The following is a 16,503-nucleotide window of genomic DNA, read 5'->3' as shown; positions in this document are numbered from 1 at the left end:
GATCAAGGGGTATAGCGGGACGACGCTGCCGAGCGCACCCGGCGGCTGATCGAGCGTGGATGGATTACCAACTGCTGCAACGGATTCCGGATCTGCGCGCCTTCACCTTCCCGGCATTGCGGCTGCCGCGGCCGTAGCGCCCGAGGTACCCGGAGGCGACTGAGGTCACCCGACCGCAATCCCGGGACACCCCCGATCCGGGCGCCCACCGATAATGACCATCTGAAGCGAACGCGGTTCAGTGAGAGAGGGAATGGATGCGCGACAGGCAGGTCCACATGACGGCTCGCGCACCACAGGGGACGTTGCAGCGCACCAACTTCGACGAACGGCACCGTGCCGCCCGGGACGCCGTCCTCACCTCGCAGCGCGGCCGGCTACTCGAGGCCATGGTGGAATGCGTCGAGGCCAGGGGCTACCACGCCACCACACTCACCGATATCGTGGCGCGCGCCCGGGTCTCGCGCAGCACCTTCTACGAGCACTTCAGCAATAAGGAGCACTGCTTCATCGAGGCGGTGCGCACCGCCTCCGACATCATCGCGACCCGCATCGCCGACGAGCTGGCCCAGCTGCCCACCGACGCCGGCGCGTACGAGCGCATCGAGTCGATCGTGGTCACCTTCTGCGAAACCGTGGCCTCCGAACCGGATTTCGCGCGGCTGATGCTCGTCGAGGCGTTCAAGGTGGATCAGGAGTCGGTGGCGCTGCGGGACCTGTCGGTGGATCGGTTCGCGGATCTGTACCGGGTCTTCTACGCCCAGGCGCGCGCGACCGATCCGAGCCTGCCGGTCATCGCCGACGAGCTGTTCGCGCTGATTCCGGATGCCATCGGCGAACGCACCCGCCGGGTCATCGTGGCCGAGGGAGCACATCGGGTGCCCGAATTGGCGCCGCTGTTCGTGGAGTTCGTGGTCGCGGTGCTGGGTCTGCCCGCACAGACCTGATTCGCTACGCCTCGTCGCGAAATCCCCTGTCGCTCAGACAGTTTTCGGGTCGGGGCCACCGGAGCGCGCGGGTGTGACGTGGCCGGGTGAACTCACTCACAGCGAGAAGCTCGGTTCGTCATCCCCGGGCCATACCGATGACACATAAGGGACGATCGCCAGGCGATGACCACAGCGCCCGGCTTTCGGCGAACCCCCACTTCAGCCAGGTCGCGGGCGGCCAGGCTGGGTGCGGAAATTTTGCGGCACCGCGCGTAACACTAAGCGTGCGTTCACGTTTCGTCCCAGACAGCCACACGGAACGCCTCAGTTCCCCAAGCTAGTTACCCTCGGGTAGCCTCAGTTCATCCGAGCTTGACGAACACACATTTCACTCTCTTCCACGAGGTTTCAGCCTCCCAGTTCCAGGAGTCCCCTGTGCCGCAATCTCGATTCGAGTCCATCGGCGCCTATCTGCCCGAGAAGCGTGTTACCACAACCGAACTGCTCTCCCAATTGAAGGAGGTCCCGGAGTTCGATCTCGAACGAATCACGGGCGTCAAGGAACGCCGTTTCCGCGACACCCGCCCGGAGACGCTCGAGGACTCCTTCGCCCTGGCCATGAAGGCTGTCGAGGACTGTCTGTCCAGGTCATCCTATGCCGCAGGCGATCTCGACATCATCATCTCGACCTCCATCACGCGCAGTAGGGAGGGCACCAAGATGTACATGGAGCCGTCCTTCGCCGGTGCCATCGGCCGCGCCATCGGCGCTCGCGAGGATGTCATCGCCTTCGATCTCTCGAATGCCTGCGCGGGCATGATGAGTGGCGTCTACATTCTCGACCGAATGATTCGCAGCGGCGCGGTGAAACGCGGCATCGTGGTCAGCGGCGAGGCCATTACGCCTATTGCCGAAACGGCCGTGAACGAGATTTCCAGTAAATACGATCTGCAATTCGCGTCGCTGACCGTCGGCGATTCCGGTGCGGCCGTGGTGCTCGACGAGGCCGTGGACGACAACGACAAGATCCACTACATCGAGCTCACCACCGCCTCGGAGTTCTCACACCTGTGCCTGGGCATGCCCAGCGACAAGTCCAATGGCGTGGCGCTCTACACCGACAACCGGAAGATGCACAACGAGGCGCGGTTCCTGCTGTGGACCGACACCCAGCGCAACTTCATGGAGGCGAACGGGATCACCTTCGCCGACGAGGGTTTCGACTACATCATCCACCACCAGTTCGGCGCGGCCGCGATTCCGTTCATGAACGCGATCGCCGAGCGCGAGTTCGGCCACCCCATGCCGCCGGACCTGAATGTCATCGAGAAGTACGGAAACACCTCCAGCACTTCGCATTTCATCGTGCTGCACGATCAGCTCAGCCAGCAGAACCTGGCGGCCGGGTCGAAGATCCTGATGATTCCGGCGGCCTCCGGCGTCGTCGGCGGCTTCCTGTCCACCACCATCTCGTCGCTGAAGGTCTGAGGTACTGCCATGGGTGTGCGCATCAAGTCCACCGGAATCAGCCGGGACACCGACACTTTCAGCATTGTCGAGCTCAGCGGCCGGGCCGCGCGGCGGGCCATGGAGAGCGCGGGCATCGAGCCCGGGCAGGTCGGGGTCATGATCAACGCGGGCATCTTCCGCGACAGCAATACCGTCGAGCCGGCCGTGTCGGCCCTGATCCAGAAGGCCGCGGGCATCGGGCTCGACTACGTGAAGGAGGACCCGCGGTCGTTCTCCTTCGACCTGATGAACGCCGGCACCGGCGTGCTCAATGCCGTGCAGGTGGCGCAGGCGGTGCTGGCCACCGGTAGCGCCGAGCACGTGCTGGTGGTGTCGGGCGACACCCACCCGTCGCTGACGCGCTCCGCCGCCGACGACGAATTCCCCTACGCCACCGCGGGTGCGGCGCTGCTGCTGGAGCAGACCGGCGAACCCGAGGGCTTCGGCCGGGTGCACACCCGCGCCGCCGCGGGCGCTCCGGGCCTGGAGTCCTACGTGGACACCGAGACCATGGGCGATCGCGGCCGCGGCATCATGACGGTCGAGCGCGAACCCGACTACCTGGACCGGCTGCTGGCCACCGCCGCCGAGGCCGCGCGCGCCGCGCTGTCGGACAGTGCGATCGACAAGACCACCACGGCCCTCATCGCCGCCACCCCGAGCGCCGACTTCCCGGCCCGGCTGGCCGCCGAACTCGGCATCGCCGCGGACGCGGTGTTCACCCCGGACCTGACCGACGGTGACCCGCACACCGCCGCGCTCACCCTGGCGTATCACGCGGCCGCCCAGGCGGATTCGCTGGCCGGCTACCGCGATGTGCTGTTCGTGGCGGCCGGTGCGGGCCCCTCGGCCGCCGCGGTCGTCTACCGGCTCCCGGCCCTCGCCGGAGCCGCGGCGTGACCACCGCGACCTATTGGCAGGCCATCGACCGCTTCCGAGCGGTGGTGGCCGCCGATCCGGACCGTGAGGCGGTGATCTACCCGGCGGGGAAGACCGCCTCCGGCCTCCCGGACTACCGCCATCTCACCTACCGTGAGCTCGACGAGTGGTCCGACACCATCGGCCTGCACCTGGCCGCGGCGGGCGTGGGCCGCGGCACCCGCACCATCGTGCTGGTGCTGCCCAGCCCGGAGCTGTACGCGATCATGCTGGGGCTGTTGAAGATCGGCGCCATCCCGGTGGTCATCGATCCGGGCATGGGCCTGCGCAAGATGCTCAACTGCCTGCGCGCCGCGAATGCCGAGGCATTCATCGGCATCCCGCAGGCGCACGCGGCACGAGTGCTGTTCGGCAAGTACTTCCGGAACGTGCGGGTGACTCTCACCGTCGGCCCGCGCTGGTTCTGGAGCGGACCGACCCTGCGCAGCTGGGGCGCGCCGGCGACCGCGGGCCGGCTCGGCAACCGGTTCCGCGCCGACGGCGCGGCCGGTCCGGTCGGCGCGAAAGTCGCGGCGCGACTGGAGGAACTGCTGGCCGCCCGCGCCGAGCGGCGGACCGCCGGCGAGCACCGGGCCCCGTTCGACGCCTTCACCCTGCGCGAGCGGGTGCCGGCGCCGGCGGACGAGGTGCTGCTCATCGCCTACACCACCGGCAGCACCGGACCCGCCAAGGCCGTGGAGATGACGCACGGCAATCTCAGCGCCATGGTCGAGCAGGTACACGCCGCGCGCGGCCGGGTGGAACCGGGCACCTCGCTGATCACGCTGCCGCTTGTGGGCATTCTCGACATGCTGCTCGGATCACGGTGCGTACTACCGCCGCTGGTGCCGAGCAAGGTCGGCTCCACCGATCCGGCGCACGTGGTCGACGCCCTCAACCGGTTCGGCGTGAAGACCATGTTCGCCTCCCCGGCCGTGCTGATTCCGCTCCTGCGGCACCTGGAGACGCACAAGACGCCGGTGCCGACCCTGCACAGCATCTATTCCGGCGGCGCCCCCGTCCCGGACTGGTGCATCGCCGGGCTGCGGCAGGTGCTGGCCGAGGACGCCGAGGTGTACGCCGGGTACGGCTCCACCGAGGCGCTGCCCATGTCCACCATCGAATCCCGGGAACTGCTGGGCGGTCTGGCGGAGCGCGCGCACCTGGGCGACGGCACCTGTGTCGGGCGGCCGGCCGAGGGCGTGCGGGCCCGGCTGGTCGCCATCACCGACGATCCCATCCCGACCTGGGCGCAGGCCGAGGCCCGCGAATCCGAGCTGGTCGCCACCCGCGGCATCGGCGAGCTGGTGGTGTCGGGACCGAACGTGAGCACCCGCTACTACTGGCCCGAGTCGGCGAACCTGGCGGGCAAGATCCACGAGGACGACACGGTGTGGCATCGCACCGGCGACCTGGCCTGGATCGACGGCGAGGGCCGGATCTGGTTCTGCGGCCGCAAGAGCCAGCGCGTGCACACCGCCGCCGGACCCATGTTCTCCGTGCAGGTGGAGCAGGTCTTCAACATACTGCCCGGGGTGGTCCGCACCGCGCTGGTCGGCGTGGGCACCCGCGGCGCGCAGCTGCCCGTGCTCTGCGTGGAGGCCGCGCCCGGCACGGACACCGCGGCGCTGACGGCGCAGTTGCGGCAGCGGGCCGACGAATTCGATGTCACCGCACCGGTTTCCACGTTCCTGTTCCATCCGAAGTTCCCGGTCGATATCCGACACAATGCCAAGATCGGCCGCGAACAACTCGCGGTCTGGGCGGCGGAGCAGCTCGGAAAGGACGACGGACGATGAAGGTGACTGTGCTGCGGGCGATTCCGGTACTGGGATGGCTCTACCTGGCCCTGGGGCTGCTGCTGGCGGCGGGCGATCGCGCCCCCGCCAACCGGCTGCTGCGGGCGGTGTTCTGGATCGACGCCTTCCTCAGCATCGTGGTGCACGCGGCCCAGATCCCGGCCGCGCTGAAGGCGACCGCGGGCACCGAGCACTCGCCGGTCAAGACGGCGGCCATGACCCAGATCTTCGGAATCACGTGGTGGAAAACCCAGGAGGCCGCATGAAAGCACTGGTAACGGGGGCATCCGGGTTCCTGGGCGGGGCGATCGTGCGCCGCCTGCTCCGGGACGGCGGCTTCGAGGTGGCCATCCTGGCCCGGCCCACCAGCAATCTGCGTGACCTGTACGAGGTCATCGACGAGATCGAGATCGTCACCGGCGATCTCACCGATCAGGTGTCGCTCGAACGCGCCACCAAGGGCGTGGATGTGGTGTTCCACAGCGCGGCGCGGGTCGACGACCGGGGCACCCGGGCGCAGTTCGTGGCCGAGAACGTCACGGCCACCGAGAATCTGCTGCGCGCCGCCAAGCGCAACGGGGCCTCGCGGTTCGTGTTCATCTCCAGCCCCAGCGCGCTCATGGACCGCGACGGCGGCGATCAGGTGGACATCGACGAATCGGTGCCGTACCCGAGCCGCTACCTGAACGTGTACTCGGAGACCAAGGCCGCGGCCGAACGCGCCGTACTGGCCTCCAACACCGCCGAATTCACGGCCTGCGCGCTGCGGCCCCGCGCCATCTGGGGCGCCGGCGACCGGTCCGGGCCGATCGTGCGGCTGCTCGGGCGGGCGGCCGCGGGCACGCTGCCGGACCTGTCCTACGGCAAGCAGGTGATGGCCTCGCTGTGCCATGTGGAGAACATCGCGGAGGCGGCCGTCCTGGCGGCCCGCTCCGAGCAGGTCGGCGGCAAGGCGTATTTCATCGCCGACGCCGAGCAGACCGACGTGTGGGGCTTCCTCGGCGAGGTGGCCACCGGCCTCGGCTATCCGAAGCCGACCCGGCAGCCGAATCCGCGGGTGCTCACCGCCGCGGTGGCCGCCATCGAAACCGTCTGGCGCCTGCCGTTCGTCGCCACCCGGTGGTCGCCGCCGCTGACGCGGTACGTGGTGGCGCTGATGACCCGCACCGCCACCTACGACACCTCGGCCGCCACCCGGGATTTCGGCTACCAGCCGATCGTGGACCGCGAGACCGGGCTGACCGGGTTCCTGGCCTGGCTCGAAACCCAGGGCGGCATCGTGGCATTGACCGAGAAGATCTAGGCAGGGGTACACACATGTTCCGCCGTCCCATCTCCCCCACCGAGCTCATCTACTTCCCCATGCGGGATCTGGCGCCGCCGTTCCTGATGCAGCTGGTGGTGGAGGGCCAGGGCAGCATCGATCCGGAGGCGCTGCGGCGTGCGGTCGCCATCGCCGCCGACGCCAATCCGGGTGCGCGGCTGGTGCGCGACGGCAAGCAGTGGGTGGACAGCGGGGTCGCGCCGAGCGTGCGGGTGGTGGACCACGCGCTGCAATATCCGGCGCTGGAGGCGGATCCGGTGCTCACCAGCCCGATCGGGCCGACCCCGGACGCCACCGTGGAGGTGCTGCTGCTCACTGCCGACCTACCCGAGGGCGAGCAGGGGCCGACCACCCTGGTGTTCCGGGTCTTCCACGGCGTCATGGACGGCATGGGCATGGTCATGTGGGCCACCGATGTGCTGCGGGTGCTGCGCGGTGAGGAACCCGTCGGTGCGCCCGATCCGATCGCCGACGCCGAACTGGTGCGCAAGGTCGGCGCGCCCGGGCGGCCCACGCTCATGCTGCCGCGCTTCCGCTCGGCGGTCGGGCACGGGCGGCAGGACCCGGGCGAACACCGGCACCTGTTGCGCACCCGCACCATTCACGCGACCGGACCGGGCGCGCTCATGCGGGTGGCGGCGCTGCTCGCCGAGGAGGGCGGGCCGATCTCGCGCATCATGATCCCGGTCGACATCCGCCGCCACGACCCGGAACTGCGGTCCACCGCGAATCTCGCGCTGCCGCTGTTCCTGGACGTGCGGCCGGGCATGGACTGGAAGCAGCTCAACGAGATCAAGCGCGCGGGCCTGAAGGAGAACCGCGAGCTCAACCAGATGGACAACGGCGGGCTGAAATACCTGCCGCAGGCGGCGGGGCGCGGGCTGCTGCGCGCGCTGAACCTGCTCGGCTCGCGTACCGGCCGGAACCTCGCCTCCGCCACCGTCTCCCACATGGGCCGCTACGACCTCGACGCACTCGCGGTCCCCGGCTTCGCCCCCACCGCCATCAAGGTCATGCCGCAGCACAGCGTCGCCATGCCGCTGCTCGTGGGCATGACCGAATGCGGCGGACGCACCGAGCTGACCGTCTCCGTCCGCAACGGACACGGCATTCCGGAACGCCTGGACGCCCTGCTGGACCGCATCGTCCGGACGCTGGAAAGCGAACTGACGCCCACGAATTCGGACGCGACCGCCTGACCCTCTCCTCGACCCGAGCCCGGCCGCGGCAATAGGCCACTCGCACACAAGGATCGGAGTGCCCCATGACCGTCGTCGACAGTTCCGCCGAGGTCGCCGAGACCGCGGAATCAGATGGCCTCATGGCCGCCTGGGCGCGGGTCGTGGTGGCCCGGCCCAAGACCGTGCTGGTGATCGCGGTGCTGTTCGCACTGGCCTGCGGGCTGTTCGCGGCCGGGCTGCAGCAGCGGGTGAGTTCGGCGGGATTCGTCGTGCCCGATGGTGAATCCGCGTCGGTGGATGCCTGGGTGACCGAACGCCTGGGGCCGCAGAACCCGGATGTCATCGCCATCTACACCGCGCCCGAGGGGCAGTCGCTGGCCGATATCGGGCCGAGAGTGACCGCGGCGATCGGCAAGATCGATCCGGCGCTGTTGGATCGGCCGGTCGAAAGTTATTGGAGCAGTCCGCGATCGCAGTACCTCCGGTCGTCCGATGGACGACAGGCGGTGGCGGTCGTGTTCTCGGCGGGGAACGACAATCAGCGGGTCGCGGAGTATCCGAAAATCGCGGCCGCACTGCGTATTCCGGGAGTCGATACCAAGCTGACCGGATACAGCGCGCTCGCCGACACCATCAGCGATCAGTCGCGGCACGATCTGGTGCTGGCCGAATCGATTTCGATCCCGCTGACCGCGATCGTGCTGGTGCTGGTATTCGGCGGGGTGGTGGCCGCCGCGCTGCCGGTGCTCATCGGCACGCTGGCGGTGGTGGGGGCGCTGGGCGCGGTCGGGATCATCGCGCGAATGACCGAGGTCAGCGTGTTCGCCATGAATGTGGTGTCGCTGCTGGGGCTCGGATTGGCCATCGACTACGGGCTTTTCATCGTCGGACGGTTCCGCGAGGAGCTGGGGCGGGGACGCACGACCGAGGAGGCGGTGACCCGCACCCTGCGGACCGCCGGGCGCACCGTGCTGTTCTCGGCGCTGCTGCTCATGTGCGCGTTCGCGGGCACCTTCGTGTTCCCGCTGGCCGTGCTGCGCTCACTCGGCGTCGGGGCCATCGCCGCGGTCGGGCTGGCCGCGCTGCTGTCGGTGACCGCGCTGCCCGCGATCCTCACCCTGCTGGGCTCGCGCATCGGTAAGTGGAGCTGGCGCGCGGACGCCTTCGAGCGCTCGGAGGAACGGGCGCAACGATTCTGGGGACGGGTCGTCACCGCCGTCATGCGCCGGCCGGGCACGGTCGCCATCGTGGTCGGTGCGATCCTGCTGGTCCTCGCCGCACCGCTGTCCGGCGTCCGGCTCGGCGATGTCGACCACACCGCACTGCCCGCCGGTAATGAAACCCGCACCGCCGTGGAGGAATTGAGCGCGCACTTCCCGGCCGCCAACAGTGGCGCGACCATTTTGCTGCGCGAAACCGACGGCAGCGCACCGACTCCGACCGCCATCAGCACCGCCCTGCGAGAGATCGGCGGCGTCCGGGGCGTGCGCCAGGCGACGGCGCTGGACACCCGCGACAACATAACCGTCATCCACGCGGCGCTGGCCGCTCCGGACCGCTCGCCGCGGGCCCAGGACGTCGTGCGCGACCTGCGTGACCTGCGCCTGGACGGACTCGACCTCCGGGTCGGCGGCGAGAGCGCCAGCACCGTCGACAGCATCGCCGCCGTCCTGGACCGGTTGCCGCTCATGATCGTGGTCATGGTGGCGGTGACCCTGCTCATGCTGGCACTGGCCTTCCGCTCGATCGTGTTGCCGCTCAAGGCCGTGCTCATGGCGTTCCTGAGCCTGACGGCCACCTTCGGGGTGCTGACCTGGATCTTCGATCAGGGCCACCTGGCCGGTGCACTGCACATCAGCGTCGGGCCACTGTCGGCGGGCATGATGGTGCTCATCATCGCCGTGGTCTTCGGGCTGTCCACCGACTACGAGGTGTTCCTGCTCTCGCGAATGGTGGAGGCCCACAACGCCGGTGCCGACACCGAGGAATCGGTCCGCATCGGTACCGTGCAGACGGCCCGCGTGATCACCGCCGCCGCAACGCTGCTCGTACTCATCACCGGGGCGTTCACGCTCTCCCCGCTCACGCCCATGCGTTTCCTCGGTCTGGGCATGGTGATCGCGCTGGTCATCGACGCCACCCTGGTGCGCATGCTGCTGGTTCCGGCCCTGGTCAAGCTGATGGGGCCCGCCAACTGGTGGGCCCCGGGCAATCGGAGAAAGGTTCAGCCGAAGAAGTCGATCAGCGCGGGTGCCAGCACGGGCGCCTTGACCAGGTGAGTCTGGCCGGGCAGAACCCGGTGCGAGGCACCCGGAATCGCCTGGGCCAGGGCGGCATTGGCATTGCGCATCCAGGCGGGGCTCTTGCTGCCCGCGATCACGGTGACCGGCAGGTCGAGCCCGGCCCAGCGATCGGCCGGAAGCTTGCGGCCCCGTTGGAACGCTTGGACGTACTGGATGTCGTAGGCCATGGTCGGAGCCACCGTCTTGAGGTGACTCCAGCCCGGGAAGAGCGGGAACGCGGCCACCATGAGGGCGGGCAGACACACTCCCGCTCGCATGAAGTACTTGACCGCAGCACCGTTCTTGCCCTGGGCCAGCAGGGAAGTCAGGTGCTCGACGTAGTCGGCCGGGGCCGGCGGGCGGGTGTTGTCGTCGACCACGAACGGCACCTCGTACAGCGCGACCTTGCGCACCGTGCGGCCGCTGCGCAGGTAGTCCAGGACCAGGCCGCCGCCCGACGAGATGGCATACAGCATCACCGGGCCCCCGGCCAGGTCGATGACCGCGTCGAGATCCTCGAATTCGCGCTCGATGTCGACCGGCCGGTTGTCGCCGCTCTCGCCCCGGCCGCGCCGGTCGTAGGTGTAGACCGTGTAGCGGCTCGAAAGCGCCTCGGCGAGTGACTTGTTGGGGCCGAACTCCTGGGCGGCGAGCGCACCGTCGATGAGCACGACCGCCGGGCCCGAACCGTATCGGGTGTAGGCGATGCGGGTGCCGTCCTTGGAGTCCACGAAGCCTGTGGTGGGTTCCATCAGCAGTCCTTGGTGTAGGTGAGGGCCTGGATGCCGCTGCCGAAAGTGGTCGCGGCGGTGAGTCGTAACGGGAGCCGGGGGCCGTTGCCGGGGAACATCCGTGCGCCCGAGCCCACGACGATGGGGTGCAGCATGACGACGAGGTCGTCCAGCAGCCCGTGCTCGAGCAGCGTCCGCACCAGGGTGATGCTGCCGTGCACGGCGATTGCGAGGCCCGGCTGTTCCTTGAGTTCGGTGAGCTCCTCGACGAGCCGGTCGGGGGCGAGCACGGTGGTGTACTTCCACTCCGGATCCCGAAGCGTCGATGACACCACGAGTCTCGGCGTCAGGTTGAACCAGTCGGCCATCTCGCCTTCCCGGTCCGGCCAGGCGGCGGCGAAGATGTCGTAGGTCTTGCGGCCCAGCAGCAGGGTGTCGGCGGCGCGCAGGCCTGCCATCACCGCTTCCTGGGTCGCGTCGTCGTGGTACGGAAAGTGCCAATTCTCCGGAGCTTCCACCACGCCGTCGAGGGACAGGTAGACGTTGGCGGTGACGCGGCGGCTCATGCCGCGGCCTCCTGCCGGGTGTAGACCAGGTTCACCACACCGCAGTCCAGGGGACGGCAGTCGGTGAGCGTGAAGGTGGCCGGCATCTGGTCCGGGGTGAAGAATCGCGCGCCCGGACCGCCCAGGATCAGCGGAAACACCAGCAGGTGCAGCTCATCGAGGAGGTTCTCGGCGATCAGGTAGCGCACCAGGGTGCCGCTGCCGCCGATGCCGATGTGCTGATGCCGGTCCTTGAGCGCGCCGATCTCCTTGGCCAGGTTGTCGCGCAGGATGGTGGTGTTGGCCCAGTCGGTGGACTCCAGCGTCGTGGACACCACGTACTTGGACATGGCGTTGACGGCGTCGAAGTACGGGCCGGACTGACTGGTGAAGAAGGGTTTCAGGCCCTCGTAGGTGGTGCGGCCCAGGAGCATGGCGTCATTGCCCGCCATGATGGCGCCCACGGCCTGCTGCACCTCGGCGTCGTTGAAATACGGCCCGGTGTGCGGATCGGTCGGTGAGATCGACGGGGCGAGACCGGTCCAGCCGCTCTCGGTCACGCCGTCCAGTGAAAGGTACTGCCCTGCAACAATTTTTCCCATGCGTCCACGGTCGCAGTTTCGGAAAGCCCAAGGAATTGCCGGGTTCGCAAGACAGCGATGCCGCAGCGGAATGAATGCGGGGCGGGCATACTCGAGCGCATGGTCGAGCCGCTGCCTCGGACCCCCGAGGGCGTGGAACTCCGGCACCTGCGCGCCTTCGTCGCGGTCGCCGAGGAATTGAACTTCGGCCGCGCGGCGCAGCGGCTCTACGTCACCCAGCCCGCGCTCAGCCGGACCATCCGGTCACTGGAAAAGCTGGTGGGCTGTGACCTCTTCCATCGCAATACCCGCAGCGTGGGCCTCACTCCCGCGGGCACGGCGCTGCTGGATCGAACCCGTGACGTGCTCGCCGGCCTGGACAGCGCCCTGACGGCGGCCCGTGCGGCGGGCGGCGAGCTCTCGGCCCGCATGGACCGGCTGTGGAGTCCGGTGGAGGAGACCTTCAACGGCGATCTGGCGCCCATGCGGTCGGCCTTCGAAGTCATGCACGCCCAGTTCCCCATCCCGGAGGGCGTGCTGCTGGAGCCGGTGAACGCCGGCGGGGTGCCCGGCATCCAGCTCGCGCGCCCCGAGGACTCCGAGACCGTCGCCGTCTACGCACACGGCGGCGGCTTCATGATGGGCTCGGCCTACGGGTATCGCGGCATGGCGGGCGCGGTCGCCGACGCCGGGCGCACCCGGGTACTCGTACCCGAATACCGGCTCGCCCCCGAGCACCCCTTCCCAGCCGCCCGCGACGATGTGTGCACCGTCTACCGCTGGCTGCTGGAGTGCGGTAATCCACCGGAAAGCATTGCGCTGGTAGGTGATTCGACCGGGGCCATGCTGATCCTGTCGGCGCTGCTGCACGCCCGCGAGTGCGGACTGCCCATGCCGCGCGCGACCGTGCTGCTGTGCCCCGCCGTCGACTTCTACGCGCCCGCCGACGACCCGCCCGCCGATGTCGAACAGCACTTGCGCTTCCAGACCGCCTACCTGGCGGGCCGCCCGGTGAGCGATCCGGAGGCCAACCCCATGTGCGCCGATCTCACCGGCCTACCGCCGGCCCTGGTGCAATCCGGTGAGTTCGACGGCCTCGGGCGCAATACCACTGCGCTCGTCGAGCGGCTGAGAGCGGCCGATGTCGCGGTCCGGCACGACAGCTACCCGGTCGACGGGCACGCCTTCCAGATCTATTGGTCGTTCCATCCGGAAGCGGCCGAGGCCATCGGGCAGGTCGGCGACTTCCTCCAGAAGCCGGCCCCGGTCGCGCCCTGAATGTTCCTGTCGCGCACCGGTACTCCGGTGACGCAACTGCATGCCACGGATACCGCACGTGACACACAGCTGCGCTGACCGGGCCGCCACGCTCCTCGTTGAACGCGGCGCACCCGTGAACCGGGCCGGACCCGCCACCGGCGGAAACCGATACGGCCGGCGCGTGTCGGCCCCGCGGAGATGGGCGCACAACCCCCTTCGTCGTGCGCACATCTCGACGGGACGACGCCCGGTTCAGGGGCGAAGCCGCACCGGCAGGGCGGTGAGACCCCGCACGATCAGGGATTTGCGCCACACCAGTTCCGCGCCGGCGGCCAATTCCAGATCCGGGTAGGCCGCGAGCAAACGGCTCAGCGCGATCCCGCCCTCCATGCGCGCCAGGGGCGCGCCGACACAGCGATGGACGCCGTGGCCGAAGGCGAGATGGTTCTTGTCGGTGCGGTCCAGGTCCACGCGGTGCGGATCGGCGAAGCGGGCCGGATCGCGGTCGGCGGCGGCCATGGACACCAGAAGGCGCTGGCCGGCCGGGATTTCGACGCCGCCCAGGGTGACCGGGACGGTGGTGTAGCGGAAGGTGGCCTCGCTCGCCGGTGACTCGTAGCGCAGCACCTCCTCCACGAAATCCGGTACCCGATCCGGGGTGTCGGCCAGTGCGGTCCGGACGTCCTTGTCCGTCAGCAGGATCGCGACCGCGTTCGAGATGAGGTTCACGGTGGTCTCGAAACCCGCGACCAGCAGCAGGAACACCATGCTGATCAGCTCGCGGTGCGAGAGCCGGTCGCCGTCCTCGCTGGCCGAGATGAGTTCGGAGAGCAGGTCATCGGAGGGCTCGTCGCGCTTGGCGTTGATGAGCTGGTCGATGTAGGCGAGGAACCGCTGCACCGCGGCCCCACGGGCCTCGACGGTCTCGTCATTGGAGACCAGGGTGGTGGACCAGGCGCGGAAGTCGTCGCGATCCGCCTGGGGCACACCGAGCAGTTCGCAGATGACCAGCATGGGCAGCGGGAATGCGTAGCGGTCCAGCAGATCCTGATCGACAGCGGCGTCGACGGCCAGGTCGGCGAGCAGGGCGTCGGCCAATTCGGTGATGCGTGAGGCCAATTCGCGCACGGCACGGCCGCTGAAGGCCCGGTTCACCAGGGCGCGCAGGCGGGTGTGCTGCGGCGGGTCGTAGAAGAGCATCATGTCGCCGAACATGGCGCCGGCCGCCTGGGCGCCCGCGCCATCACCCGCCAGGGCTGTGCGCGCACCCTCGGATTTGAGAGCCTTGCTGATGGCAGGGTCCAGGAAGGCCGTCTTGGCCGCCTCGTAGCCGGTGATCAGCCAGCCGGTGCCGCCGTCCGGGAAACGCACGAAATGCGCGGGCCCGCGCGTACGCAGCAGGTCGTATGCGGCGTGCGGGTGCTGATAGAAGTCATCGGTCAGCACGAACGGCTCGATCGCCAATTCGCCTGCCGGGACATCTGTTTCGCGCACCATGATCGGGCACTCTAACAGCGGCCGGGTCGACGGGTCCCGCCATCGGCCACCCCAGCCGCTGCATACACTCGGAGTGCACAAATCTCGGCCGCGCCTGCCGATCATCCGGCCGCGCGGACGCCCGATCCCCGGCGCGAAATCCACACGGCCGCACCGACGATCAGCGCCGCTGCGGCGTAGTAGTACAGCTGCGGCAGGCCCAGCGTGTCGTCACCCATCACCAAGTACAGCGCCACATTGATCAGCCAGTGCCCGACGGCGCCGATCAGCACCCGCTGCGGGTAACTGCCGACCGCGAGAAACCCCAGCACACAGGCGAATCCGAGCACCGCCGCCAGAAACGCCGCCGCCACCGCCGGTCCCGCCGCGAATGCCTGCACATGCCACACCGCCCAGACCACCCCGGTGATCCCGATCGCCACCGGCCGGGCATACCGCGACTCCAGCACCGGCTGCAGGAATCCGCGCCAGCCCGCCTCCTCCCCCGCCGCCCCCACCAGCTGGAGCAGCACGAACACCGCGAAGGGCACCCCACCCACCGCCACCGGACCGTGCAGCTTCATCGAGTCGGAGGCCATCGCGGCGGTCAACAGGCCGACGGCCGCACACGAAACCACCACCGCCACACCATGTCCGCGCACCACGTCCCACGACACCCGCACGGGCAGCAGGGCGGCCAGGCGCTGCCGCCACACCAGGGCCACGATCCCCACCGCCACCGCGGGCCCGAATTGCGCCAACGTCAGCGCCGCCCGGTCGATCCCCGAATTCGCCTGCACCGCAAGCAGAACTCCGGACGCCAGAAACGCCAGCACCACGTAGGCGCCGACCATCACGCCGATACTTCCCGACCGCCGCACCTCATTCGAGATCACCCCGCGATGGTCGCACCGCGATTCTCGACGGTCCTCACACCCGAGAGTGATTCCCGCACCGCGATATCAGACTCGAGAGCCAGTCCCGAGCCCTGCCCGGCTACCCGAGCTCTGCCCGGCTACCCGAGCCCTGCCCGGTTACTCGGCGGCCCGGGCGGCGAGCACCGCGTCGTAGAGTTCGCGGCGCGAGGCCCCCGTGGCCGCGGAGACCTCGGCGCACGCGTCCTTGAGCCGCAGCCCGGAACCGATCAGCGCCTCCACCTGGCCCACCAGGTCGGCGGGCTCGGCGGAAACCGGTTGCGCGCCTTCGAGAACCACGGTGATCTCCCCCCGCGCGCCCTCGACCGCCCACGCGGCCAGCTCGGCCAGCGTGCCGCGCACGACCTCCTCGTAGGTCTTGGTGAGCTCGCGGCACACCGCGGCACGGCGCGCCGGGCCGAGCACCTCGACGGCATCGGCCAGACAGTCCGCAAGACGGTGCGGGGCCTCGAAGAACACAACGGCCCGCGGCTCCGCGGCGAGGGTCCGCAGCCACTCCTTGCGCTGACCGGACTTGCGGGGCGGGAAGCCGTCGAAACAGAACCGGTCGACCGGGAGGCCGGACAGCGCGAGCGCGGTGGTCACCGCGGACGGGCCCGGCAGACAGGTGATCGGGAGGCCGCGCTCCACGCAGGCCGCCACCATCCGATAGCCCGGATCGCTCACCGACGGCATCCCGGCATCGGTGACGAGCAGTACGGTACGGCCGGACTCGATCTCCTCGAGCAGCATCGGGATCCGCGCGGTCTCCACGTGGTCGTAGAAGCTCACCACCCGGCCGGTGATCTCGATGTCCAGGGCCTTGGCCAGTGACCGGGTCCGGCGCGTGTCCTCGGCGGCCACCACCTCGGCGGTCGCCAGCGCGTCCCGCAGCCGCTGCGAGGCATCCCCGATATCGCCCATGGGAGTGGCCGCCAAGACCAGCCGTCCGCCGGCACTCGGCTCCGCGCTCATGGTGCTCCTACTCCTGGAAAGGTCCGCCAACTCGCCCCCGACTCTATCGATGCGATCGACCGGCACCGCAAACCTCCAT

General features: G+C 69.2%; 15 protein-coding genes. 9 read left to right on the top strand and 6 right to left on the bottom strand.

Going from position 1 to position 16,503, the window contains the following annotated elements; translation table 11 throughout:
• Positions 1–257: 257 nt before the first annotated feature.
• The 8 genes from ACWEKS_RS19675 to ACWEKS_RS19640 all read left to right on the top strand — a co-directional run bounded on the left by ACWEKS_RS19675 (position 258) and on the right by ACWEKS_RS19640 (position 9,939).
• Positions 258–947 carry a TetR/AcrR family transcriptional regulator gene (locus ACWEKS_RS19675; RefSeq protein ID WP_379397497.1) on the top strand — a complete coding sequence of 230 codons (690 nt, stop codon included), beginning with the start codon at positions 258–260 and terminating at the stop codon, positions 945–947.
• A 417-nt stretch (positions 948–1,364) separates the two neighbouring features.
• Positions 1,365–2,417: a 3-oxoacyl-ACP synthase III family protein gene (locus ACWEKS_RS19670; RefSeq protein ID WP_452341414.1), complete on the top strand. Its 1,053-nt coding sequence runs from the start codon at positions 1,365–1,367 to the stop codon at positions 2,415–2,417.
• Between the two features lie 9 nt (positions 2,418–2,426).
• Positions 2,427–3,338 carry a hypothetical protein gene (locus tag ACWEKS_RS19665; protein WP_452341413.1) on the top strand — a complete coding sequence of 304 codons (912 nt, stop codon included), beginning with the start codon at positions 2,427–2,429 and terminating at the stop codon, positions 3,336–3,338.
• The gene (locus tag ACWEKS_RS19660) at positions 3,335–5,155 is read left to right on the top strand and encodes a fatty acid CoA ligase family protein (RefSeq protein WP_452341412.1); all 1,821 of its coding nucleotides are present in this window, start codon (positions 3,335–3,337) and stop codon (positions 5,153–5,155) included. Before ACWEKS_RS19665 ends, ACWEKS_RS19660 begins: the two co-directional genes overlap by 4 nt.
• Positions 5,152–5,421, top strand: coding sequence for a hypothetical protein (locus tag ACWEKS_RS19655; RefSeq protein WP_364622935.1), 270 nt, complete (start codon positions 5,152–5,154; stop codon positions 5,419–5,421). The genes ACWEKS_RS19660 and ACWEKS_RS19655 overlap by 4 nt, the downstream gene beginning before the upstream one ends.
• Positions 5,418–6,458 (top strand): NAD-dependent epimerase/dehydratase family protein, encoded by a 1,041-nt coding sequence (locus ACWEKS_RS19650; protein WP_452341411.1) that lies wholly within the window; start codon positions 5,418–5,420, stop codon positions 6,456–6,458. Before ACWEKS_RS19655 ends, ACWEKS_RS19650 begins: the two co-directional genes overlap by 4 nt.
• A 14-nt stretch (positions 6,459–6,472) precedes the next feature.
• Positions 6,473–7,678, top strand: a complete 1,206-nt coding sequence (locus ACWEKS_RS19645; RefSeq protein ID WP_452341410.1) for a peptide synthetase — start codon at positions 6,473–6,475, stop codon at positions 7,676–7,678.
• A 122-nt stretch (positions 7,679–7,800) separates the two neighbouring features.
• Positions 7,801–9,939, top strand: coding sequence for an MMPL family transporter (locus ACWEKS_RS19640; RefSeq protein ID WP_452341539.1), 2,139 nt, complete (start codon positions 7,801–7,803; stop codon positions 9,937–9,939).
• Here ACWEKS_RS19640 and ACWEKS_RS19635 read toward each other — a convergent pair.
• From ACWEKS_RS19635 to ACWEKS_RS19625, 3 genes are read right to left on the bottom strand one after another with little or no spacing between them, the layout of a single operon-like run.
• Positions 9,885–10,694 (bottom strand): alpha/beta fold hydrolase, encoded by an 810-nt coding sequence (locus ACWEKS_RS19635; RefSeq protein ID WP_452341409.1) that lies wholly within the window; start codon positions 10,692–10,694, stop codon positions 9,885–9,887. The two genes, ACWEKS_RS19640 and ACWEKS_RS19635, sit on opposite strands and share 55 nt — an antisense overlap.
• The gene (locus tag ACWEKS_RS19630; protein WP_452341408.1) at positions 10,694–11,239 is read right to left on the bottom strand and encodes a dihydrofolate reductase family protein; all 546 of its coding nucleotides are present in this window, start codon (positions 11,237–11,239) and stop codon (positions 10,694–10,696) included. The genes ACWEKS_RS19635 and ACWEKS_RS19630 overlap by 1 nt, the downstream gene beginning before the upstream one ends.
• Entirely contained in the window at positions 11,236–11,820 is a 585-nt protein-coding gene (locus tag ACWEKS_RS19625) for a dihydrofolate reductase family protein (protein ID WP_452341407.1), read from the bottom strand. The genes ACWEKS_RS19630 and ACWEKS_RS19625 overlap by 4 nt, the downstream gene beginning before the upstream one ends.
• A 99-nt stretch (positions 11,821–11,919) precedes the next feature.
• On the opposite strand from ACWEKS_RS19625, the gene ACWEKS_RS19620 reads away from it, so the two are divergent.
• Complete coding sequence (locus ACWEKS_RS19620) at positions 11,920–13,077, top strand: alpha/beta hydrolase fold domain-containing protein (RefSeq protein ID WP_452341406.1); 1,158 nt, start codon at positions 11,920–11,922, stop codon at positions 13,075–13,077.
• A gap of 234 nt (positions 13,078–13,311) precedes the next feature.
• Here the strand turns inward: ACWEKS_RS19620 and ACWEKS_RS19615 are convergent, their stop codons facing one another.
• From ACWEKS_RS19615 to rsmI, 3 genes are all read right to left on the bottom strand, one after another.
• Positions 13,312–14,556, bottom strand: a complete 1,245-nt coding sequence (locus tag ACWEKS_RS19615) for a cytochrome P450 family protein (RefSeq protein ID WP_452341405.1) — start codon at positions 14,554–14,556, stop codon at positions 13,312–13,314.
• 101 nt (positions 14,557–14,657) lie between these two features.
• Entirely contained in the window at positions 14,658–15,431 is a 774-nt protein-coding gene (locus ACWEKS_RS19610) for a CPBP family intramembrane glutamic endopeptidase (protein WP_452341404.1), read from the bottom strand.
• A gap of 138 nt (positions 15,432–15,569) precedes the next feature.
• Entirely contained in the window at positions 15,570–16,424 is an 855-nt protein-coding gene (rsmI, locus tag ACWEKS_RS19605) for a 16S rRNA (cytidine(1402)-2'-O)-methyltransferase (protein WP_452341403.1), read from the bottom strand.
• Between the last annotated feature and the right edge of the window lie 79 nt (positions 16,425–16,503).

Source organism: Nocardia sp. NPDC004711, assembly GCF_053601595.1.
Note: the sequence above shows the minus strand (reverse complement) of the source record. Positions and strands in the feature narration are given on the sequence as shown.

Bases quoted from the DNA above. Each gene is read 5' to 3' on its own strand.
- ACWEKS_RS19615 (WP_452341405.1), bottom strand. From the start codon at position 14,556: ATGGTGCGCGAAACAGATGTCCCGGCAGGCGAATTGGCGATCGAGCCG.
- ACWEKS_RS19625 (WP_452341407.1), bottom strand. From the start codon at position 11,820: ATGGGAAAAATTGTTGCAGGGCAGTACCTTTCACTGGACGGCGTGACC.
- ACWEKS_RS19630 (WP_452341408.1), bottom strand. From the start codon at position 11,239: ATGAGCCGCCGCGTCACCGCCAACGTCTACCTGTCCCTCGACGGCGTG.
- ACWEKS_RS19645 (WP_452341410.1), top strand. From the start codon at position 6,473: ATGTTCCGCCGTCCCATCTCCCCCACCGAGCTCATCTACTTCCCCATG.
- ACWEKS_RS19665 (WP_452341413.1), top strand. From the start codon at position 2,427: ATGGGTGTGCGCATCAAGTCCACCGGAATCAGCCGGGACACCGACACT.
- ACWEKS_RS19620 (WP_452341406.1), top strand. From the start codon at position 11,920: ATGGTCGAGCCGCTGCCTCGGACCCCCGAGGGCGTGGAACTCCGGCAC.
- ACWEKS_RS19675 (WP_379397497.1), top strand. From the start codon at position 258: ATGCGCGACAGGCAGGTCCACATGACGGCTCGCGCACCACAGGGGACG.
- ACWEKS_RS19640 (WP_452341539.1), top strand. From the start codon at position 7,801: ATGGCCGCCTGGGCGCGGGTCGTGGTGGCCCGGCCCAAGACCGTGCTG.
- ACWEKS_RS19650 (WP_452341411.1), top strand. From the start codon at position 5,418: ATGAAAGCACTGGTAACGGGGGCATCCGGGTTCCTGGGCGGGGCGATC.
- rsmI (WP_452341403.1), bottom strand. From the start codon at position 16,424: ATGAGCGCGGAGCCGAGTGCCGGCGGACGGCTGGTCTTGGCGGCCACT.
- ACWEKS_RS19655 (WP_364622935.1), top strand. From the start codon at position 5,152: ATGAAGGTGACTGTGCTGCGGGCGATTCCGGTACTGGGATGGCTCTAC.
- ACWEKS_RS19635 (WP_452341409.1), bottom strand. From the start codon at position 10,694: ATGGAACCCACCACAGGCTTCGTGGACTCCAAGGACGGCACCCGCATC.